Origin of the sequence: Bacillus sp. 16GRE42 (assembly GCF_019837435.1) — a bacterium.
GTDB classification, from domain to species: domain Bacteria; phylum Bacillota; class Bacilli; order Bacillales; family Bacillaceae_G; genus Bacillus_A; species Bacillus_A wiedmannii.
The window spans coordinates 1241442-1264563 of sequence record NZ_JADAXF010000001.1; the positions used below are offsets into that span (position 1 = coordinate 1241442).

At 36.3% G+C, this 23122-nt stretch carries 19 protein-coding genes and 2 pseudogenes; all 21 read right to left on the reverse strand.

Annotated elements, in window-relative coordinates:
• Positions 1-2: 2 nt before the first annotated feature.
• Positions 3-2675, reverse strand: a complete 2673-nt coding sequence (gene mutS / locus ILS93_RS06315) for a DNA mismatch repair protein MutS (protein ID WP_064475033.1) — start codon at positions 2673-2675, stop codon at positions 3-5.
• Positions 2676-2856: 181 nt separating this feature from the next.
• Positions 2857-3399: an outer spore coat protein CotE gene (gene cotE, locus ILS93_RS06320; RefSeq protein WP_001288802.1), complete on the reverse strand. Its 543-nt coding sequence runs from the start codon at positions 3397-3399 to the stop codon at positions 2857-2859.
• Positions 3400-3524: 125 nt separating this feature from the next.
• A complete protein-coding gene (locus ILS93_RS06325) occupies positions 3525-3956 on the reverse strand; it encodes a YlbF/YmcA family competence regulator (protein WP_000649386.1) in 432 nt (143 codons plus the stop codon).
• Positions 3957-3959: 3 nt separating this feature from the next.
• The gene (gene miaB / locus ILS93_RS06330) at positions 3960-5489 is read right to left on the reverse strand and encodes a tRNA (N6-isopentenyl adenosine(37)-C2)-methylthiotransferase MiaB (RefSeq protein ID WP_001005383.1); all 1530 of its coding nucleotides are present in this window, start codon (positions 5487-5489) and stop codon (positions 3960-3962) included.
• 429 nt (positions 5490-5918) lie between these two features.
• Positions 5919-6785 (reverse strand): 2-oxoacid:ferredoxin oxidoreductase subunit beta, encoded by an 867-nt coding sequence (locus ILS93_RS06335; RefSeq protein ID WP_000190158.1) that lies wholly within the window; start codon positions 6783-6785, stop codon positions 5919-5921.
• Complete coding sequence (locus tag ILS93_RS06340; RefSeq protein ID WP_000625413.1) at positions 6772-8529, reverse strand: 2-oxoacid:acceptor oxidoreductase subunit alpha; 1758 nt, start codon at positions 8527-8529, stop codon at positions 6772-6774. The genes ILS93_RS06335 and ILS93_RS06340 overlap by 14 nt, the downstream gene beginning before the upstream one ends.
• Before the next feature lie 227 nt (positions 8530-8756).
• A complete protein-coding gene (locus ILS93_RS06345; RefSeq protein ID WP_064475031.1) occupies positions 8757-9680 on the reverse strand; it encodes a dipeptidase in 924 nt (307 codons plus the stop codon).
• A gap of 58 nt (positions 9681-9738) precedes the next feature.
• Positions 9739-9999, reverse strand: coding sequence for a stage V sporulation protein SpoVS (gene spoVS / locus ILS93_RS06350; protein ID WP_000404341.1), 261 nt, complete (start codon positions 9997-9999; stop codon positions 9739-9741).
• Between the two features lie 149 nt (positions 10000-10148).
• A complete protein-coding gene (locus tag ILS93_RS06355) occupies positions 10149-10943 on the reverse strand; it encodes a TIGR00282 family metallophosphoesterase (protein ID WP_001221093.1) in 795 nt (264 codons plus the stop codon).
• 164 nt (positions 10944-11107) lie between these two features.
• A complete protein-coding gene (rny, locus tag ILS93_RS06360; protein WP_064475030.1) occupies positions 11108-12670 on the reverse strand; it encodes a ribonuclease Y in 1563 nt (520 codons plus the stop codon).
• A gap of 482 nt (positions 12671-13152) precedes the next feature.
• Positions 13153-13575, reverse strand: a pseudogene (locus ILS93_RS06365) (recombinase RecA family protein); the annotation flags it as partial.
• Between the two features lie 268 nt (positions 13576-13843).
• Entirely contained in the window at positions 13844-14467 is a 624-nt protein-coding gene (locus ILS93_RS06370) for a PDDEXK family nuclease (protein ID WP_222660186.1), read from the reverse strand.
• 97 nt (positions 14468-14564) lie between these two features.
• A pseudogene (gene recA / locus ILS93_RS06375) lies at positions 14565-15173 on the reverse strand (recombinase RecA); the annotation flags it as partial.
• Positions 15174-15315: 142 nt separating this feature from the next.
• Positions 15316-16554, reverse strand: a complete 1239-nt coding sequence (cinA, locus tag ILS93_RS06380) for a competence/damage-inducible protein CinA (protein ID WP_088047316.1) — start codon at positions 16552-16554, stop codon at positions 15316-15318.
• Between the two features lie 20 nt (positions 16555-16574).
• Positions 16575-17153 carry a CDP-diacylglycerol--glycerol-3-phosphate 3-phosphatidyltransferase gene (gene pgsA, locus ILS93_RS06385; RefSeq protein WP_048563304.1) on the reverse strand — a complete coding sequence of 193 codons (579 nt, stop codon included), beginning with the start codon at positions 17151-17153 and terminating at the stop codon, positions 16575-16577.
• A gap of 63 nt (positions 17154-17216) precedes the next feature.
• Positions 17217-18128, reverse strand: coding sequence for a helix-turn-helix domain-containing protein (locus tag ILS93_RS06390; protein WP_064475028.1), 912 nt, complete (start codon positions 18126-18128; stop codon positions 17217-17219).
• Between the two features lie 21 nt (positions 18129-18149).
• A complete protein-coding gene (locus tag ILS93_RS06395; RefSeq protein WP_000574107.1) occupies positions 18150-18935 on the reverse strand; it encodes a DUF3388 domain-containing protein in 786 nt (261 codons plus the stop codon).
• A 139-nt stretch (positions 18936-19074) separates the two neighbouring features.
• Positions 19075-19323 (reverse strand): DUF3243 domain-containing protein, encoded by a 249-nt coding sequence (locus ILS93_RS06400; RefSeq protein ID WP_000114455.1) that lies wholly within the window; start codon positions 19321-19323, stop codon positions 19075-19077.
• Between the two features lie 75 nt (positions 19324-19398).
• On the reverse strand, positions 19399-20112 hold the full coding sequence (ymfI, locus tag ILS93_RS06405) for an elongation factor P 5-aminopentanone reductase (RefSeq protein WP_048563302.1): 714 nt from the start codon (positions 20110-20112) through the stop codon (positions 19399-19401).
• Between the two features lie 255 nt (positions 20113-20367).
• Entirely contained in the window at positions 20368-21654 is a 1287-nt protein-coding gene (gene yfmH / locus ILS93_RS06410; protein ID WP_064475027.1) for an EF-P 5-aminopentanol modification-associated protein YfmH, read from the reverse strand.
• On the reverse strand, positions 21655-22929 hold the full coding sequence (gene yfmF, locus ILS93_RS06415; RefSeq protein ID WP_000772421.1) for an EF-P 5-aminopentanol modification-associated protein YfmF: 1275 nt from the start codon (positions 22927-22929) through the stop codon (positions 21655-21657).
• Positions 22930-23122: the final 193 nt, after the last annotated feature.

Here is a 23122-nt window from a genome sequence, read left to right on the forward strand (position 1 = left end):
ACTCATCCTTTCTTTAACTTTTTCTGCAAGCGATACAGTTCGTTCATCGCCTCTAAAGGTGTCATATCAAGTAAATCAATTTTTTTAATTTGTGCAAGTACCGTCGTTTCTTTTGCATCTAGCACTGACTTGTCTTGTTTTTTTGAAGACTGTTCTCCACCAAAGAATGATAATTGCGATTCTTCCTCAGTCTCTACTTTCGGCTCTTGTATTTCTGCTGGTTCTTCTTTTACAACAGCTGGTTCTGGAGCCACTTCTTGTACTTTCACTTCTGTACGCTTTGGAATAATAATTTCTTCTTGTCCTTCTAGTTGCGCTAACACTTCTTTCGCACGAGCGATTAAGCTATCTGGAAGCTCCGCAAGTTGCGCAACGTGAATTCCGTAACTTTTATCAGCTGCTCCATCTTGAATTTTATGAAGGAATACTACTTTTCCGTTTTCTTCAATAGCTGAAACGTGTACATTCTTCAATTGTCCTAAACTTTCTTCTAGCACCGTCAATTCATGATAATGCGTAGAGAATAACGTTTTCGCACCAATTTGGTCATGAATATGTTCAATGATTGCTTGTGCAAGTGCCATACCATCATAAGTAGATGTACCGCGTCCAATTTCATCGAATAAAATTAAACTTCTTTCTGATGCATTTGCAATTGCATTTTTCGCTTCTAACATTTCGACCATAAATGTACTTTGACCCGAAATTAAATCATCCGCTGCACCAATTCTCGTAAAGATTTGATCGAATACAGGTAATACCGCTTCTGTTGCTGGTACGAAACAACCAATCTGTGACATAACAGTTACAAGTGCTAATTGTCTCATATACGTACTTTTACCAGACATGTTCGGTCCTGTAATTAAAAAGACATCCATCTTCTCCGGCATAATACAATCATTCGGTACATACAATTTCCCGTTCAATACTTTTTCAACGACAGGATGACGACCATCTTTTATAAAGATTTCGCGCTTAGTTGTTAAAACAGGTTTTACAAACTGTTCTTCTTCACTAACTGTCGCGAAACTTTGCAGTACGTCTAATTCACTAATTACTTTCGCTAAATGTTGTAATTTCGGAATAAATACTTTTACTTCTTCACGAAGCGCTGTAAATAAATCGTATTCTAATTGTACAATTTTTTCTTCTGCTTCTAAGATTAATGTTTCTTTTTCTTTCAATTCATCTGTAATGAAACGTTCCGCATTAGCAAGCGTTTGTTTACGCTCATAGCGGCCTTCTGGAAGTGCTGCAAGATTCGCCTTCGTCACTTCAATGTAGTAGCCGAAAATACGGTTGTACCCGATTTTTAATGATTTAACTCCTGTAATATCACGCTCTCGTTTTTCAAGCTCAGCGATCCACGTTTTCCCGTTTTTACTAACGTAACGATATTGATCAAGCTTGTCATTATAACCGTCTTTAATAATATCTCCATCTTTAATAGAAAGTGGTGGGTTTTCTTGAATACTTCTTCCTAGTAATTCAGTTAAGCTCTCACATGGATCCGCACCTTGAATTAACCTTGCTGCATAAGCATTATCTAATAGACTAATCGCTTCTAAAATAGCTGGTACTTGAAGTAAAGATCGTCTTAACTGTAATAAGTCCCGTGCATTCACATTACCAAATGCAACTTTCCCTGCTAAACGTTCTAAATCATATACTTCTTTTAATTTTTCTTTTAAATCTTCACGTAAGAAGTAATCATTTACAAATGTTTCAACCATTTCTAAACGCTCTTCTACTTTTTCTTTTTGAATCAATGGACGTTCCATCCACTGTTTTAACATACGACCACCCATAGCTGTTTTCGTTTTATCTAATAGCCATAATAATGATCCTGTTTTTTCTTTCGTTCGAAGTGTTTCTGTCAGCTCTAAATTTCGCTTTGAATGCACATCAATTTTCATAAATTGATTCGTATAATAAATTTCCACTGGTTGCAAATGGTCTAACGAACGTTTTTGCGTTCTTATCACATAGTTAAATAAGCGTCCAACTGCTTTAATTAACTTTGCTTGCGAAACGTTTTTCACAAGATGTTCTAACCCTTCCGGAATCGTTGTTGCATCTTCATACGAAATCGTCATTTTTAATGTTGCAGTTAATTTATTTAATTCATCTTTTGAAAATGTAGAATCTACAACAATTTCTTTTGAACCAGTTGCATACACTTCTAATAAAATATCTTCTACTGAACCTGTTAACAACGTTACTGTATTTTGTCCAGTCGTTAAATCATTACAAGCTAAAGCATACGATCCATCTTCAAAATGTGTTAATGCTGCTAAGAAGTTATTTTCTTTCTCATCAATAGTACGCCCTTCCATCATCGTTCCTGGCGTAATTAGTTGTACGACTTCACGGCGCACTACACCTTTAGCTGTTTTTGGATCTTCCACTTGCTCACAAACAGCTACTTTATATCCTTTTTCAACAAGTTGTTCAATATAATTTTTAGCTGCATGATGCGGTACACCGCACATCGGTATACGATCACTACTACCACCATCTCGGCTCGTTAATGTAATTTCAAGTTCATGAGCTGCTTTAACCGCATCTTCAAAGAACATTTCATAAAAATCACCTAATCGGAAAAATAAAAAGGCATCTTGATAGTCTGCCTTAACCTTTAAATATTGCTGTATCATAGGGGTATATTGCGTCATACTTTTCCTCCATAATTCTTACATAGTAATCAATTTTCATATATGTCACACTTCACGGACATCCATATCTCCTATTTCAGGAGTCTTTCCTCATTATAGCACATTTCATAAGGAATCATGTTCATTCAAGCATCACTTATGTAAAGTAAAAAGCTAGGAAGAACTTCTCCCTAGCTTTCTATTACTCTTCTTCTGCATCGACGATAAAGTTCGGATCTAATTCTTCAAACTCATCATCATCGACTTGGAAATCCTCGTCTGATTCTACACAACCTTCAGGATTTACACTTACACAAATTTTCGTTTCCCCAACTACTTCTGTTACAAATTCACGTTCTACAGTTACAACAATTTTATTACCATTTGGTGATACAAGAGCTTCTAAACAATTTGGTGGCTGAATGACACGAGCAATAATTTCTAAATCATCACCAGAAAAGTTTTTATCACGATACCCAATACTCACTTCATCAGTGTAGTTCACACGTTCTGTTACAACTTCTGTCTTTGTATTACCATCAAATGAATACCAAGTGTTCACATCATAGAAACCTTCAATTTCCACATGCTTTCCATTCTTTCTTGCTTCGTACGAGTGGTTAATTACCCAGCACCCTAAAATACTTGTTGGCTCATTATTCGATTCACATGTATGCGTTGACTTTGTATACTTACGTCCTTTTCCAACCACTGCTTTTGTAATAATCTCTCTAAATTCGGACATTCGTAACCCTCCTCAATCACTATTCACTTAATCATATGCGTGACAATAGCGGAATGTGTCATTCTTTTTTCGAGAAGAACTTACGTTTAACCCACTAAAAAAAGAGATGTCAATTCGACATCTCTTTAACAACCACAATTTCCTTTTTTACTTTCTACCGCCGCACCCGTTTCACCCTTCAATACATCGCCATTAGTTGAAATTAATATTTCATCTGTTACGTTGTTAGAAATCGTACTTGCAACTAGCTGTAGTAAGTCATTTACATATGTTTGTGAAGATTTAAATTCTTGCACAACTGGGATACTATCCAACTTATCTTGCAATGCATCAATGTCAGCTTCTACTTTTTTCAAAGCTTCCCATTTCCCGTAATGCTGCAAGTTTACTGCTTGTTTTTGCAGTGCTTTAATTTCATCAATTGCGCGCTTTACATTTTCATTTTTATGAATTTGCGCCTCTGCTTTCTTAAAGAAATCAACTTCTTCTGTTTCAGAAATCATTTTTGCTAATTCTTTCGCTTGTTCAACAATTTCATCTTTCGAATATGCTTTCATCTATTATTCCACCTCAATCGGCTCTTCAACTAATTCCCCGTTAAGAGACCAAGTTTTTGCTTCCGTTACTTTTACTTTCACAAGCTGACCAATTAAAGATTTTGAAGCGACGAAGTTTACAAGTTTATTCGTACGAGTATAACCTGCGAGTACTTCTGGATTATTTTTACTTTCTCCATCAACTAACACTTCTACAATTTGACCTTTGTAACGATTATTCTTTTCAATTGCCAACGTATTTACTAGTGTATTTAAGCGTTGAAGACGTTCTTTTTTCACTTCCATCGGTACATTATCTTTCATTTTTGCAGCTGGTGTACCTTCGCGCGGAGAATAAATAAAGGTAAAGGCAGTATCAAATCCTACTTCACGATATAACGACATCGTTTCTTCAAATTGCTCATCTGTTTCATTTGGGAAACCAACGATAATATCAGTTGTGAATACTGCATTTGGAATTGCTTCTTTAATTTTTCTTACAAGTTCTAAATAATGCTCACGTGAATATTTACGCGCCATAATTTTTAACATATCTGTGCTTCCAGATTGAACTGGTAAGTGAATATGTTCTACTAAGTTTCCAGCTTTTCCAAGCACTTCAATTAAGTGATCATCGAAATCACGTGGATGGCTCGTTGTAAAACGAATACGAGCAATATCAACTTTACGGAGTTCGTCCATTAAATCGCCAAGTCCGTATTCAAAATCTTCAAAGTCTTTACCATATGCATTTACGTTCTGGCCAAGTAACGTAATTTCTTTATAACCATTCGCAGCTAAATGACGAATTTCTTGGATAATGTCTTCTGGACGTCTGCTTCGCTCTTTTCCACGTGTATACGGCACGATACAATATGTACAGAACTTATCACAGCCATACATAATATTTACCCAAGCTTTAATATCACCACGGCGTACTTTCGGAAGGTTTTCAATTACATCCCCTTCTTTTGACCAAACTTCAACTACCGTCTCCTTCGAGAACATTGCATCTTTTAGAATATACGGCAATCTATGAATATTATGCGTTCCAAACACCATATCTACATGCTGATTTTTTTGCATAATTTTATTTACAACAGATTCTTCTTGAGACATACAACCACATACACCAATTAAAAGGTCCGGATTTCTTCTTTTTAATGACTTTAAATGACCTAGTTCACCGAACACTTTATTTTCAGCATTTTCACGAATTGCACAAGTATTTAATAAAACTACATCTGCATCTTCAGTTGAAAAGGTTGGCTCATATCCAAGTGCGGTGAAAATACCCGCCATTACTTCCGTATCATGCTCATTCATTTGACAACCATATGTACGAATATAGAACTTTCTTCCTGTACCAAAATTGCGAAATTCTTCAGGTAAGCCAAAATCCCGTTCAATTTTAACTTCTTCTTTCCCTCGTTTTTTCGCGTCTTTTAAGGAAGGTGGCTGGTATACACTTTCAAAGTATTTACTATAATCTTTCTCTTCTTTTTTCGTAGAGGAATTTGCTTGTTGACTTGCTAATCGTTGTTGCTCGTTCATCGGTAATCTCCTTTCACCCTTAACTATACACACTCTATAGTCCATTTTAATGCGCTTTGACTCACCTCAAAAATGGTTAGATAGCTTGAGAGATAACTTGTCCTTTGAAACTTGAGTAATCAATCTAATCATTCATAAGAATGAAGTCTTCCCCACACAAATAGACATTCCCTTTTCATACTTCTTTTTGTCCTATCCAAAAGCATATTGCTTTATCCCTATAAACATTACCATAGTATGAAGCGTTGCGCCAATTTTAACAAGAAAGAGGCTCTGTCTGATCTTACATTTCATCAGCAATGAACTCGCCATTTTCATACAACGATTTATATATTATTTTACCATTCTGAATTTTCTAAGTAAATAAGACTACCCTATATTTTTTACTCATAAAAAAAGGTTACCAAATGGCAACCTCCTCTTCTTATATTACATAAATTCAGCAACAAGTTCATCAAACATTTTCTGATCCATATTTAAATCAGCTTGCACTAAAGGCTTCTCACTATAGCCTTTTACAAGTTCTTGGTATGAAGGTTGCGCTGTATTTTGATATATTAAACCTGTTACTAATCCGTTATTTTCCATTAACGTTTGCATAGCCATCATGCGATTAGACGGATCATATCCCTCTACTGTACTTAGTTTTGTTAAATTTTCTTTAAACCAATCGTAAGTATTTACTTTATTGTAAGTAACACATGGGCTGTATACGTTAATTAATGAAAATCCTTTATGGTTAATACCAGCTTCAATAATTTGTGTTAGTTCTTTTAAATCACTTGAAAAGCTTTGCGCCACAAATGTCGCACCAGCTGTTAAAGCCATTTCCATAACATTTAGTGACGGTTCAATTGAACCTTGTGGTGTACTTTTCGTTTTAAATCCAGCTTCACTACGCGGTGAAGTTTGCCCTTTTGTTAATCCGTAAATTTGGTTATCCATTACGATGTACGTAATGTCTATGTTACGACGAATAGAATGGATTGTATGTCCCATACCAATCGCAAATCCATCACCGTCACCACCTGATGCGATAACTGTTAAATCACGATTTGCCATTTTCACACCTTGTGCAATTGGAAGGGCACGACCATGAATACTATGCACACCATATGAATTAATATAACCCGAAATACGACCTGAACAGCCGATACCGGAGATAACAGCAAGTTCATCTGGATTTAAGCCAACGTTAGCTGCCGCACGTTGAATTGCAGCTTGCACCGAGAAGTCTCCGCAACCTGGGCACCAGTTTGGTTTTACACTGTTACGAAAGTCCTTAAATGTTGCCATTTAATACAACCCCTTTTTTGCATTCGTTGTAAATCTCTTTCGGCAAGAATGGGTTCCCATCATATTTTAAAAGACTAGAAATTTTCTCACCGTTACCAAGATTCATTTTCATAATGTTAGCAAGCTGACCTGTTGCATTGTTTTCTACTACTACAACACGCTTCGCATTTTTCACAAGTGGATCGATTTCAGCTGTTGGGAACGGGTGAATTAAACGCACATGAGCATGGTTTACTTTCATACCCTCTTGTTCTAAGCGCTCCATTGCCTCTTCGATCGCACCACGAGTTGAGTTAAATCCAACAAGCAATACGTCCGCTTCTTCATGCTTAACATTTTTATAGACAGGGGTGTTAAACTTCAAGTTCTCCATTTTACGGAAACGTTTGTCCATTTGATCTTTACGGTTTATTGCTGATTCAGATGGTTTACCAGTTTCATCATGTTCTACACCTGTAACATGGTGAACACCATTTTTCATACCAGGTAAAACACGTGGTGAAACGCCATCTTCGGTTACTTCATAACGCTTGAAGTATGCTTTATTTTCACGTTCTGGTAATTCCGCTTCTAAATCAAGCTTACCGCGACGAATTTCCACTTTATCTAACGTAAGCGGTTCTACAGTTTGTTTTCCTAAAGAAAGCTGTAAATCCGTTAAGAAAATAACAGGTACTTGATATTCTTCAGCTAGGTTAAATGCTTCTACAATATCATAGAAAGCTTCTTCAACTGTACTTGGCGCCATTACGATTTTTGGAATCTCACCGTGCGTACCGTAAATCATCGCCATTAAATCCGACTGCTCTTGTTTCGTTGGTAATCCTGTACTTGGACCACCACGTTGTGTATCAACAATTACTAATGGTGTTTCTGTAATACCCGCTAAACCAATCGCTTCCATCATTAAAGATAGACCCGGACCAGCAGATGCAGTTAATGTACGAACACCAGCATAGTTTGCACCGATTGCCATTGTACAAGCTGCGATTTCATCCTCAGTTTGGATTACTGTTCCGCCAACTTTTGGCAATTTTTTAATTAAGTATTCCATAATTTCAGATGCAGGTGTAATTGGATATGCAGACATAAAGCGAGCACCACCAGCTACCGCACCAAATGCGATTGCATCGTTTCCAATCATAAACATGCGTTTCTTACCATCAGCTTTTTCAAGCTGCATCATGTTTACTTTCTCACCTAGCAATTCTTTCATATATTGAGAGCCGCGCTTAATTGCGTCCATATTCTTTTGAACAACTTGCTCTCCTTTACGACCAAAGATTTCTTCAACAACATCTAAATAAGCTGTTTCATCTAATCCTAATACCGCACTTGATGCCCCAACAGCAACCATGTTTTTCATTAATGATGTGCCTAATTCTGAAGCAATATCTGTAAACGGTATCACATATAGATTTACATCTGTATTATCAGGTATTGTTGGATTAAATTTCGCATCCGCAACTACAATTCCACCTGGACGTAGTTCGTGGAAGTTAAAATCAATTGTTTCTTGATCAAAAGCAATTAGAATATCTAAATCATCTGAGATCGCGCGTACTTCTGTTGTACTTACGCGAATTTTATTATTTGTATGGCCGCCTTTAATACGTGATGAGAAGTGGCGGTAACCGTATAGGTAATATCCTAATCGGTTTAATGCAATACAGAAGATTTCTCCTGTACTTTCAATTCCTTCACCTTGTTGGCCTCCAACTTTCCATGAAAGTTGACTAATCATCTCCTACACCCCTTTTGGCTGCATTCATTGTAGTGTATTTTTTTACAGTAATAGTTTAGCATTTTTTATACAAATAAACTACAACGGACGCAAATTATGCCTCTTCTGATTTCCCTGAATCTTTAGTATAAAGCTATTTTGTTTTTCATTCTAGTATTAGGTCTTAAAAAAAGCAATAATATCAAATGAATTAATTCTAATTTTTCTGGATTTTTAAAACAAAAATCTTAAAAGCTTATATGATCAACAAAATTATCATATAAAAATCGCTCTACTGTAGATGCAGCATAGTGTTTACAAAGCTCATTAATTACATTTTCATATTCTCCATACGCTGATACATTTACAACTGTTTCTAATATCCCATCAAAATCCGAACCAAACCCTATATTGTTCTCTCCACCTAATGAACAAATATATTCAATATGTTTTACTATATCTGCTATATTCGCTTGTTTTTCACTTATTAGAAACTGTGGTACGAAAGTAACACCAATCATGCTATTTCGCTTTATAAGAGCTCTAAGTTGTTCATCGTTTAAATTACGTGGGTGCTGACAAAGTTTCATACAATTTGAATGGGAGGCAATAGGATTTTTTGCAATTTCTATCACATCCCAAAAGCTTCTTTCATTCAGATGCGACACATCAGTCCATACATGTAACGTATTAAGTTCTTGTACAACATGTTTACCAAAGGTCGTTAAACCCGCCCCACGTGTCTCTAGCGCACCATCAGCTAATAAATTGGCATAATTCCATGTTAGTCCAAAAGAACGTACTCCTAGACGATAAAACAACCGTAATTTCATTGCATCTTTTCCAATTGCTTCGCATCCTTCTAGTGTTAATATCGCTCCAATCTCGTCCTGTTTTAACATGTTAATATCATCTTTTGTCTGAATAAACTTTACACCCGGTAATGATAAAATTTCATTATAAAAAATATCTACCATTTGTAATGCCGCTTCAAATCGTTTTTCATATAGCACCGTTTCTGGCACATATATAGCAAAACATTGTATACTTCCTTTTCTTTTCTTTAACTGTTCAAATGTAATATGTAATTGCGGATCGTTTTTAAAATCCTTTTTCCCCTGTGCACTCCATAACTGAAAGAGTACATCACAATGAGCATCAAAAATTTTCATTTCCATTCCTCCATTACAAAAACAACCTGTTTGCATACTGCAAACAGGTTGTTTAAACTTAACGAGGTTCTACAATTAATTTTATTGCTGTACGCTCTTCCCCATCAATCATAATATCTGTGAACGCTGGGATACAAATCAGGTCCAAACCACTAGGCGCTACAAATCCTCTTGCAATTGCTACTGCCTTTACCGCTTGGTTCAATGCACCAGCACCAATGGCTTGAATTTCTGCTGTTCCGCGTTCGCGAATAACACCTGCAAGTGCACCAGCTACAGAATTAGGGACCGACGTTGCTTTAACTTTTAATATTTCCATTCCGCGTTTCCTCCTCGTTTCTATAAAAAGTATTAGCAATTATTTTACTTTAACTTATATTCACGAGGAATGACGCGTATTCCTGCTAAATTTCTGTAATTTTTCTAAAAAATTAAAAAATAATAACTTTTCTAAATTCTATCCAGGAATTACTCAAAAAATGGCTGATCATCATTAATTAAGATACGCTGGATTTTCTTAGCTTTTCCTGTATTAGGATCCACATCAACTAACACTGCACTTAATTGTGTTCTACCACTTGTCACTTCAAATCGTACTGGTAAGTTTGTTAAAAACTTCTTCAATACCGCTTCTCGATCCATACCTAAAATCCCATCGTAAGGCCCTGTCATACCAACATCTGTGATATATGCGGTTCCGCTTGGTAAAATACGATTATCTGCTGTAGGAACATGTGTATGTGTACCCACTACTGCCGTAGCACGACCATCTACATACCAACCTAACGCTTGTTTTTCACTTGTAGTTTCCGCATGAAAATCAATAAAGATAATATTCGTACGTTTTTTTGCAATGTTAATCAATTCATCCACTTTACGGAATGGGCAATCAATCGGAGGAAGGAATGTACGTCCTTGTAAGTTAATAACTGCAACTTCTGTTCCATTACAGTTCACAAAGATAAGTCCTTTTCCTGGAGTTCCTTCTGGGAAGTTAGCTGGTCTTGCAAGATATTTTGCGTCATCAATAAATTCAAATACTTCACGGTTATCCCAAGCGTGGTTTCCAAGTGTAACCGCTTGTGCCCCGCATTCTAAAAAGTTTCGATATATTTTTTCCGTAATTCCACGTCCACCTGCTGCATTTTCTCCATTAATAATGGTTACTGTAGGTGTATATTTCTTTTTTAATGCCGGTACGTATTGTTGAATCATACCTCTACCAGGAGATCCTACTACATCCCCAACAAATAATATTCTCATATGTCTTACCCTTCCTATGTACTACATTTTTTATTACTATAGCTTCAAGTGATTTCCTTACAATATATTTATTATAAGTTTGTTTCACTTATATACTAGGTATAACTAATTTCCTTTATTTTAACCAATTCCAACACAAAAAAATAAAGTGGTGTTTCACCACTTTATTTTGCGTATTCCACTGCACGTGTTTCACGAATAACAGTTACTTTAATATGTCCTGGGTAATCCAGTTCATTTTCAATACGTTTTCGAATATCACGAGCTAAACGATGAGCTTCTAAATCATCAATTGTATCTGGTTTTACCAGAATACGAACTTCTCGTCCTGCTTGAATTGCGAAGGATTTTTCTACGCCTTCATAAGACTCTGAAATCTCTTCTAACTTTTCAAGACGACGAATATAGTTCTCAAGTGTTTCACTACGAGCTCCAGGTCTTGCAGCTGATAATGCATCTGCTGCTGCAACTAAAACTGCAATGATAGAAGTTGGTTCTGTGTCCCCATGGTGAGATGCAATACTGTTTATAACTACAGGATGCTCTTTATACTTCGTTGCGAGTTCGACACCAATTTCAACGTGGCTACCTTCTACTTCATGATCAATTGCTTTACCGATATCATGTAATAGACCAGCACGTCTTGCTAGTTTTTCATCCTCACCAAGCTCCGCTGCCATAAGTCCAGTTAAATATGCAACTTCCATAGAATGTTTTAAGACGTTTTGTCCGTAACTTGTACGGTATTTTAAACGACCTAAAATCTTAATTAAATCTGGATGTAATCCGTGAACACCCACTTCAAACGTTGTTTGCTCTCCGACTTCGCGAATATACTCGTCCACTTCACGTCTTGATTTTTCGACCATCTCTTCAATACGCGCTGGGTGAATACGTCCGTCCTGTACTAGTTTATCAAGAGCGATACGAGCTGTTTCACGACGAATTGGGTCGAATCCAGAAAGGATAACTGCTTCTGGTGTATCATCGATAATTAGGTCAATACCTGTTAACGTTTCTAACGTACGAATATTTCGACCTTCACGTCCGATAATACGTCCCTTCATTTCGTCATTTGGAAGATTTACAACCGAAACGGTTGTTTCAGCAACATGATCAGCTGCACATCTTTGCATTGCAAGAGATAAAATCTCTTTTGCTTTCTTATCCGCTTCTTCTTTCGCACGAACTTCACTTTCTTTTACCATTACGGCAATTTCATGAGAAACTTCACTTTCTACTTTACCAAGAATAATTGCTTTCGCTTGTTCGCGTGTCAGATTGGAAATGCGCTCTAATTCTGTTTGTTGCTTTTGAACTAACTCTCCCACTTTGCTTTCCAACTCTTCAATCTGTTGTTGTCTCGCTACAAAAGAATCCTCTTTCTTTTCTAACTGTTGCTCGCGTTTATCGAGCGTTTCGTCTTTACGATCAAGGTTCTCTTCTTTTTGCATTAAACGATTTTCTTGTTTTTGTAATTCGCTTCTACGGTCACGAATTTCTAATTCAGCTTCTGTACGAAGTGTATGAATTTCATCCTTTGCTTCTAAAAGCGCTTCTTTCTTAAGTGCTTCAGCCTCACGATTCGCTTCGTCTAGAATACGTTTCGCTTCATTAGCTGCACCATTAATCTTCGCTTCAGCAATAGACTTTCGAACAAAAAAGCCAACAACTGCACCGACTGTTGCAAGCAAAATGGAGATGAGTATCCAAACTGTACTACTCATGATTTCACCTCCCCTTGCTATGAATGAAAAAAGACTGTCGGCATGTACATTGAATACCAACATACAGCAAAGACCGTCGTCCCGCTTTTTTAAGGGACTTTCTTCATTTCACAATTAAAATGTCATATTATTATTTCGGCAAGATTTAAGTCTTACTCCGAATATTACTTCTCTTCTTGAGAAGAGTGTTTCGTATATAAGAAAAAATATACATTCTCATTGTATCTATCGCAATTTTCATTGTCAAGCGTTGTCTACTTTTACTTTCTTTACCTTCAGCCCTAATTCATATATGAATTTAAAAAGAAGACAGCATATTATCCTGGAAAACCTTAGTAAATTCCAGTTTATGCATACAAAACATGCATATATCCCTCTTTATACATAGCCTTTTAGGCAGATTAAATATTTTATCTCCAATGATATACAACGCTTTCATAATGATTAAAAAATAAAAGACACGGAACCGTGTCTTTTATTTTTTAATCTTGAAGATTTGAATCTTCCGTGTCTTCAGCACCAGAGTCTTCACCAATTCCGTGATGGTCACGAACAAAGAAGGCAATTTCCTCTCTTAAATCCGTATTCTCTTTTAAGAATTGCTTCGAATTTTCACGACCTTGCCCTAAACGCTCTTCATTATAAGAGTACCAAGCACCACTCTTTTGAACGATATCAAGTTCAGAAGCCATATCTAAGATTTCACCTTCTCTTGAAATACCTTCTCCATACATAATATCAACTTCAGCAACACGGAATGGTGGTGCCACTTTATTTTTAACTACTTTTACTTTTGTTTTATTACCAACGATGTCATTGCCTTGCTTTAATTGCTCCGCACGACGTACTTCAAGACGAACTGTTGAATAGAATTTCAACGCACGACCACCTGGAGTTGTTTCTGGCACTATCTATAGATTTTCCATCTCTATAGTCCGGACTATCTCTTCATCTCTTTACAGAGAGCCTTGCACTTCCAGCAGTAGCCTATCATCTGCCGTACCCTACTCAGTTAACTAAAAGTCCTTTTCGGTAGTCTCTACACCTTCCCCATATAAATATGAAGCTTGGCACGGTATTACCCTAAATAATGGTGGGCTTCACCGTTAGCAACTATATAAATAGTTACACCCTTAGGCAATAAGGTTCACAAGGTTTTTTAACATGCTATCACTAGCAAGGGAAACCCATGGTATACTCCTTAATCTTTTGTGCGACTTTTTCTTTATTTACTAACTCTTCTTCATGTATAACAAGATATTTATAGCAGCTCTCTTCCATAAATAAAAGTTTTCTTTTATCTCGTTCTTTTATTTTTTTGAGTGAGTGTGCCCATTTCCCATGGACGTCTAAACAATATTTTCTACCTAAGTAGAAATCAATAGACCACTTATCGATTCTTTTTTGCTTAATGAACGCCAGATCTAAGCTTAATAATATCTGTTCAACCTGTTGTTCCAGTAAAGTATCATAATTTTTCTTTCTGACCTTTACATTAAGCTCTTTTCTCCTTTTAGCAACACATGTATCGGATACGCCATACTTAACGGCAATTTCAACATGTGATAAATATGGATTTTTTAACTCCTGTTCAACTTCTGCGGTTTTAGGTAAATAAACCTTCCTATGTCTGGTTCTTTTAATTCCGAGTAACTTTAATATTTCACCTACTCGCCTTTCATCAAGATTAATTTCTTTACCTATATCTTTTAATTTTCTCTCCGCATGTGTCGTGATAAAATCCACTTGCCATTGTTCTATGTTTCGATAAGTTCTATTTCCAATTGTCACTGCCACCTTAATCTCTCCTTATAAGAAATCCCTTATAAAGACTTAAATGAAGAAGACAAATAAAGATTCAAGTACTACGCTCTGATTAAGCAACTTGTGGTTGATTTCCGAACATAACCCCAACTTTTTCACGAATTTGGTTAATAAAGATTGCAATTGTTTTTGATTTATTGATTGCACCTGACAGCTTACGAAGTGCTTGAGACATTAAACGAGCTTGTAGACCTACGTGTGAGTCCCCCATGTCTCCTTCAATCTCAGCTTTCGGTACAAGAGCTGCTACAGAGTCAATTACGATAATATCAACCGCGCCACTTCGTACAAGTGCTTCTGCGATTTCTAGTCCTTGCTCTCCTGTGTCAGGTTGTGATAATAGTAATTCATCTATGTTAACGCCTAATTTTTGTGCATATACAGGATCCATTGCATGCTCCGCATCAATAAACGCTGCTTGTCCACCTTGACGCTGTACTTCCGCGATTGCGTGTAATGAAACTGTTGTTTTACCTGAACTTTCTGGTCCATAAATTTCGATAATACGGCCACGTGGGTATCCGCCTACCCCTAATGCCACATCAAGTGCTAAAGAACCACTTGAAATTGTAGAAATTCTACGCTCCGCTTGTTCTCCTAATTTCATAATTGAACCTTTACCGAATTGCTTCTCTATTTGTTTTAACGCCATATCTAACGCCGCTTGACGATCACTCATTCAAAATTCCTCCTTAACTGAATTGCTAATCTTATTATACCTATTTTCAATTCAATTTGCCAACAAAATCGAACATTTATTCGATTTTTTTATTTTCCATTAAATAAAAATGAGTTTAACCATAAAAAAAGCTAGAAGAAACTTATATCTCTTCTAGCTTTTTATATAAATGATAAAATCCATATTTCACCGAACGTTCCCTAATTTGTTGACGACTTCCACTTAAAATAAGAGGAAAGACTACAGTTGGTTCATCCTTCATCGCCAATCCAACGAATACTGTTCCCGGCTCTTTATGTTCTGAAGCATCCGGTCCTGCTACCCCAGTGAAACTAATTCCGATATCCGCTTTTAATAAGCCCTTAACATTTTCAGCAAGATAACGAGCACATTCTTTACTAACTGCACCATCAGTAGACAACACTTCCGCAGGTACATGTAAAACATGTTGCTTCACATCATTATGATAACAAATGACACCGCCTTTAAATACTGAAGACACACCAGCACTTTCTGTTACTTGATTGCCGAAGAGACCACCGGTTAAACTTTCTGCACACGCTAAAGTTAATCCTTTTTTCTTCAATAACTCTATTGCCTTATCATGCAGAAACTCTTGATCATACCCGTAGAAAAATTTTCCTACTCTTTCTAAAATCAAATCTTCCATATGCTGAATGCGTTTCGCAGCTTCATCAGCATTTTGATGTTTGGCAGTTAAACGTAGTGTCACTTCTCCATCATTCGCAAGGGGGGCGATTGTCGGGTTCGTTTGTCCATCAATTAAATCTTGAACTTTCACTTCTAATTGAGATTCCCCAATCCCGAAAAAGCGAAGCACACGAGAATAAATGTTTTCTCCTGTTGTAAAGTTACGTAAAAAAGGCTCTACATAACTTATATACATCGGCTTCATCTCTTTCGGTGGTCCTGGTAATAAAATATAAACTTTCCTGTTCTTATTTAGCCCCATACCAGGTGCCATGCCGTGATCATTCGCAAATACAGTTGCTCCATTCAAAACGAGCGCTTGCTTTTTATTATTCTCTGTGAACTCGCGACCTGTACGCTTAAAGTACTCGCTTATCGATGCTAATGCCTTTTCATCATATACAAGCTCTTCACCCAAACTAGAAGATATCGTTTCTTTCGTCAAATCATCTTTTGTCGGGCCTAATCCACCTGTGAAAATAAGTATGTCAGCACGTTCTTCCGCAACTTCAATCGCCTGCTGTAATCGCTTGTTATTATCTCCAACTACAGTATGGTAGTACACATTAATTCCGATTGAAGCTAACTTTTCAGATAAAAACTGGGCATTTGTATTTGCAATTTGTCCAAGTAATAATTCAGTTCCAACCGCAATAATTTCAGCATTCATCCCAATTCCCCCATAAACTTCTATTTTGAGTTTACAAAAGCAGCTCTATTTTTCCAGAAATAATCCCACCCTGAAATAACAGTAAAGATTAATGCAATCCATATGAAAATATCAGCAACTGGGATATGGATTAAATTTAAAGGTACATCGTGTAATAAATACGCCGCAATTGCAATAATTTGTGTCCACGTCTTAATTTTCCCTAACTGATTTGCTGCCACTACTTCTCCTGTTCCAGCAAGTACAAGACGTAAACCAGTTACTGCAAACTCACGGCTGATAATTACAATAACGATCCAAGCAGGTACGTATTGCATCTCAACTAATGTAATAAGTGCTGCTGAAACAAGTAATTTATCAGCTAACGGGTCAAGAAACTTCCCTAAATTCGTTACAAGATTATACTTTCTTGCGTAATGTCCATCAATCCAATCTGTAGCCGAAGCAATAATAAAGATAAGTGCCCCTACTAAATGTTGAATTGGTAAATCAACATCACCAATTGTGTATGAACCCCAATCAAAGGGCGCTAACATAATTACCATAAAAACTGGAATTAAGAAGATTCTAGATATTGTAATTTTATTTGGTAAATTCACAGCTATTCCTCCATCATATCAAAAACATTTGTTCATTGAAAAAAGTCATCGAGGCGATGACTATTATTGTGCAGGTTGCCCTATCCCTTGGTTTTTTATCACCAATCTTTGGTGAAGTTCTTTTTCTGGATTCAATGGATAAGCGACCACTTGGCCATTCAGTTTAACTTCAACATTCGTTGCATTCCCAATATTAAGTCGCACTTCTTTTAATGTTGATACATCACGTTTTTCTATTTGGCCCTCTTGTACTGTAGCGTTTAGAATCACATTCCCCGCATCATCTTTAACATCTACATAGCTCGCACCTTTACCCGATATTTCCAGTTCTAATGTTTTATTGTTATGAATTTCCAAAGTAGATACTTTACCAGTTGTACCAACTACTTTTACTTCTTCTTGTCCCGTTGGTTGTGCTGGTTGTTCCTCTTTCTTTGGCTCTTCTTTCTTTGGTTCCTCTTTTTTCGGCTCTTCCGCTTTCACTTCATCTTTCTTCGTATCTAACGGAGAGTTTTCTGCTTTTTTAACTTCAATTTTCTCACTTTGAGCATTCGGAACTTTCTCATCACCTTTTCCAGTTAACGCTTGGAAAACAAACCAAATTACCACTCCAAATGCAATTACTAATAGCGCAACTAAAACTTTCGGCATATGATCTGCAATTGGCCATGATGAAGATTTTTGCATTGTTTCTTGCGTTTTCTGTCCTGTTGATACTTGTGGAACGTCGCGTTTTTCAGATTGTGGTATCGTACTCTGATATTCTACAAGCAGTTCCTCTCCATTTAACCCAACCGCATCTGCGTATTGTTTAATGAATGCACGCGCATAAAAAGCTCCGGGCAATACATCATAATTGCCTTCCTCAATCGCTACTAAATGGCGTTTTTGAATTTTTGTAATCTCATGCAGCTGATCCATAGACAAGCCCTTCGTTCCTCTTGCTTCTTTCAGCTTTTGTCCTAATTCTGTCACTACTAACACCTCAATATTTCTTTAAAAGTCAAACATAGAGAAATTATTTTGCGTACCTTGCTCAATTTCATCTACTAAATTATATTGGATTTCTTCATCATAATCGTTACGCAACTCGATAATATAATCAAAATCATCCAATGTGTATTCTGACTGACTCACAAATACGTCAGGATGTTCCACAACTTTCGTTGCAGGTAATCTCATAATTTCACGAACAAGCTGCCAATGCCTTTCGTTAGCACGCTTTGTTGACACGATTCCATCTAAGATAAAAATATTGTCGTCGCTATACTCATCTTCAATCAATTGACTACGAACAGTTTGCTTAATAAGAGTAGATGATACAAATAACCATCTTTTATTTGCACAAACACTTGCGGCAACAATGGATTCTGTTTTTCCGACACGAGGCATTCCTCGTATCCCGATTAGTTTATGACCTTCTTTTTTCATTATTTCAGCCATAAAGTCTACAAGTAACCCTAATTCATCACGTACAAATCGAAATGTCTTCTTATCATCTGCATCTCGTTGTATGTACCTACCATGTCTAACCGCTAGCTTATCTCTTAGCTTTGGCGGACGATATTTCGTTACCGTTATGTTATCCATCGTATTTAAAATTGATTCAAGTCTAGAGATTTGCTCTTGATTATCACACATAAGGAGTAATCCACGTCGTGCATTATCTACACCATTAATTGTGACAATATTAATGCCGAGCATACCGATTAACGAAGAAACGTCACCAAGCAAGCCAGGTCGGTTTTTATGTATTTCATATTCAAAATACCATTCAATCATCCAAGATCACTCCCCTTGCTTACTTTACACCTACGTACTATATTATATGATTTCACCTTAATAGGGAAGCTAAATGTATAATCTATCCTGCGTTATTATTATACAAAAAAAATAGAGAGGAGAATCTCCTCTCTATTTTTTACTTATGCTGTACAAACTTCACCATTAAGTTTGCGATTGTATGTTGCTCTTGTTCATCAGCGACTTTCCAAAGCTCAGACAATAATTTCTCTTGATCGTTGCGCGCTTCTACTTCATTTGCTAAATAATCTCCAACACGAAATGCCATATCTGATACAGCACCACCATCAAGACCTTTTCCTGATGCTTGTTCTAAACGTTCTCCTAAAAAGCTCTTCCATTGATCAAAATTATCTAAAACTGACATGTTTAAGCACCTCACTACTTAGTAATAGAATCATGCTTAATTTGTACAGTTTTTTATTTTTTATGTAAAAATTTTTTAGCAATGCCAACCGCCATTCACTCCGATAATTTGTCCAGTTATGTAAGAGGCACCTGGTGACACGAGAAATGACACTGTTTTCGCTACTTCTTCTGGTAATCCTAATCGTCCTAACGGAATCTCTTCAGCAATTTCATTCTTATCCTCTTCTGAAAATACGTTTAACATTTCCGTTTCAATTGCACCTGGTGCTACCGCGTTCACTCTTACTCCACTTAATGAAACTTCTTTTGCTAATGCTTTCACATATGAATTTTGTGCACCTTTTACCATCGAATAAAGCACTTCACATGATGCGCCGATTTGGCCCCATATAGACGAAACAAGTACAATATTACCGCTTCTCCGCTGAATCATTGATGGCAGTGCCATTGATAATAGTTTATAGATGCTCTTCACTTGAAGTTCTACCATATAATTTAATTCATCGTTCGTTACATCTGTTACGAGTCCAAAAATACTCTTCCCAGCTGCATATACGATAACATCAAGAGGATGTTCAATTTGTTCCCACAATTGCTCCGCTCCATCACTAGAAGCTAAATCCGCTTGAACAGGAATCACTTCCCCCCACTCTTTCTGTAACTCATTCACTTGCCCTTCACCGTTATTATAATGAACATATACTGTATATCCATCTTGAATTAATTGTTTTGAAATAGCAGAGCCAATCCCTCCGCTTCCTCCAGTTACTAATGCATACTTCTTCATACAATTCCTCTCTTATCTCAACAAAATCTTTTTCCTATAAATAAAGTGAAACTTTAATCAGTGGGTGGATGAACATCCCCCACTGATTATTAGTTGAACCAATCGGGCTTTTACGGGCAGTTGATCCCCCCACCTACTTCTGTGCTTTCACTGAATTTTTAAGTGGGGGGTCTTACTGCCCGTTAATGCGGGGTAAATAATACCCTCATCTTACAATTTATCAATGATAAGATGAGGGTATTATTATGAAACCTTTTATTTTTTCGGTAAAACTTGACAAACACTCATTCTTTCTTCTGATAATAATAATTTAGCTACTTCTTGTAAATCTTGAACAGTTAGACTTTCTAATACAGTCAATGCCTCAAACAGACTAGATTCATTAAACGCATATCGTGTAAATTGATTCGCGATATATTCTGGCGAATTCAACGAGCGTAAAAAGCCACCTATTTTCTTTTTCTTTACTCGTTCTAATGCCGCCTCATCTAATTGATCATAATTTGTATTTAGTAAAATGCTTTTCAAACGCTCTTCCAGCTCATCAGGTTGCTTCGTATCGCCGCCAACCATTGCAAAACCGAAGTTATTCTCTTCCGTATAATCATACGAGAACGAATCATCAATAAGACCTTCATTATATAAAGATTCGTAATGAACGGAGCTTTTCCCAAATAAATAATCTAAAAGTAACGTAAGCGCAATTTCTTGTTTTAAAAGGGCTTTCCCTTTTTCTTTTAAATTTGTCGCTTTAATACCAACTAAACATTTCGGTGTTTGTACAGGCATGGAAATAATTTTCTTCTTTTCATTTACCTCATCAGGTTCTTCCTCAAATGAACGTACAATTTCTGACTGGTTTTTATAATCTTTTTTCGCTTGATTTTCACGTACTAAATCCATTGTTTCCTCTGGATCAATTGCCCCCACAACGAATAATAACATATTGCTCGGATGATAAAATGTTTCATAACATTCATATAATAAGTCTTTCGTAATTTTACTAATAGACTCGATTGTCCCTGCGATATCAATTTTAATTGGGTGCTTTACAAACAAGCTATCAATTAATCCAAAGTATAAGCGCCAATCTGGATTATCTTGATACATTTGAATTTCTTGCCCAATAATCCCCTTCTCTTTTTCAACTGTTTTTTCAGAGAAGTAAGGCTCTTGTACGAAGTTTAACAATGTATTTAAATTTTGTTCTACATTTGATGTACATGAAAACAGATAAGCTGTTCTTGTGAAAGATGTGAAAGCATTTGCTGATGCTCCTTGTTTACTAAACAATTGGAAAGCATCGTGATCTTCTTTTTCAAATAATTTATGCTCAAGAAAATGAGCAATTCCATCAGGCACACGAATCATTTCTTCTTTACCTAGTGGTACGAATGTATTATCCATAGAACCATATTTTGTCGTAAACGTTGCAAATGTTTTATTAAATCCTTGCTTCGGTAAAATATATACATCTAATCCATTAGGAAGTTTTTCATAATAGAGTGTCTCTTTTAATTGCTCATAAACAATTTTCTCCATTTATTCTCCCTCCGTTCCATGTAAAAAGTAAATTGTGTCTAGTTCAATATTTTTAGCAACTTTCACAATCTCTTCTTTCGTCACACTTTCAATACCTGAAAGCCATTCTTCAACCGGACGCGTACGGTCTGAAATAATACCATGATACAGCATTTCCACAAATCCGCGCGGTGTATCAATCGCCTCTAATATTTGATTTTGAATAACACTTTTCGTTTGATGCATCTCTTCTTCTGAAAAATCACCATTTTGCATCGCCAACATTTGTTCTTTAATAATCTCAACAGCTTTTTCATAATTTTTCGCTTCGATTCCTGACATGACAAACAATAAGCCTTTATGACTTTCAAAGCGGGATGCTGCATAGTACGCTAAACTATTTTTTTCACGAACATTAACGAATAACTTTGAATGAGAGAATCCTCCAAACAGTCCATTGAACAATTGCAGTGCAAAATAATCTTCGTCTTTATACGTAATAAACGTACGATAACCGATGTGTAATTTACTTTGTTTTAATTCTTGTTTTTCCACAACTTCTTTTTCTTCATTATTTCTCTTATGAAGAAGTACATTTCTTTCTCTCACAGGACGCGCTGAAATAGAAAAATACTTACTTACAAGATCAACTGCGTTTTCTGAAATATCACCAATAATGTATAGATCCATTTCATCTTCCGCTAACACTTTTTGATAATATTGATACAAACTTTCATTTGTAATAGATGCAACACTCTCTTTTTTTCCATTTGCACTTAATCGATACGGTTCTACTTTGCACATTTCTTCAATTAAACGCTCGTTTGCATAGCGCATTTTATCATCATACGTAGCTTCAATTCGTTGCAAGAGCGCTCTCTTTTCACTTTCTACAATAGAAGGTAGAAAACTATTCCCCTCTGTTGCTGGATGTAAAACTATATCCGATAACATAGAAAGTGCTTTTTCAAATAACGGTGGTGCATCATGTAAATATACTTCATTTGCAATGTCTACATAAATAGAGATGATATGGTCTTCTCCTTTTTTACTTACATCTACTGCCAAAGAAGATCCATATAATTCTTCTAAATATTGACGAAGACGAATTACAGAAGGAAGTTTTTCTGTCGCACTTTGCAATACGTATGGCAATAGGGCACGCTCTGTCACCGTCTCCTCATTTAAAGGTGCTTTAAAACGAAATACAAAAGTATTTGTTTTATATTTATCAGTCGGAATAATATGTACTCGCAAACCACCTAACTCATGTAACTGTTGTTCCATTAGTTTCATTTATAGCCCTCCTTTACGTATATAGGAATATTCCTCTTCAATATACAGTTTTTAGAAATGAAAAATCAACTTTTCTTCCTCACTATACTTACATCAGGCTCTTTCTAAAAACTTTTATATGTAAGGAACATAGTAAAATTCCGTATTACATATATTCTATGTAAAAAAGCCCGCACTAATGTGCGAGCTTTTT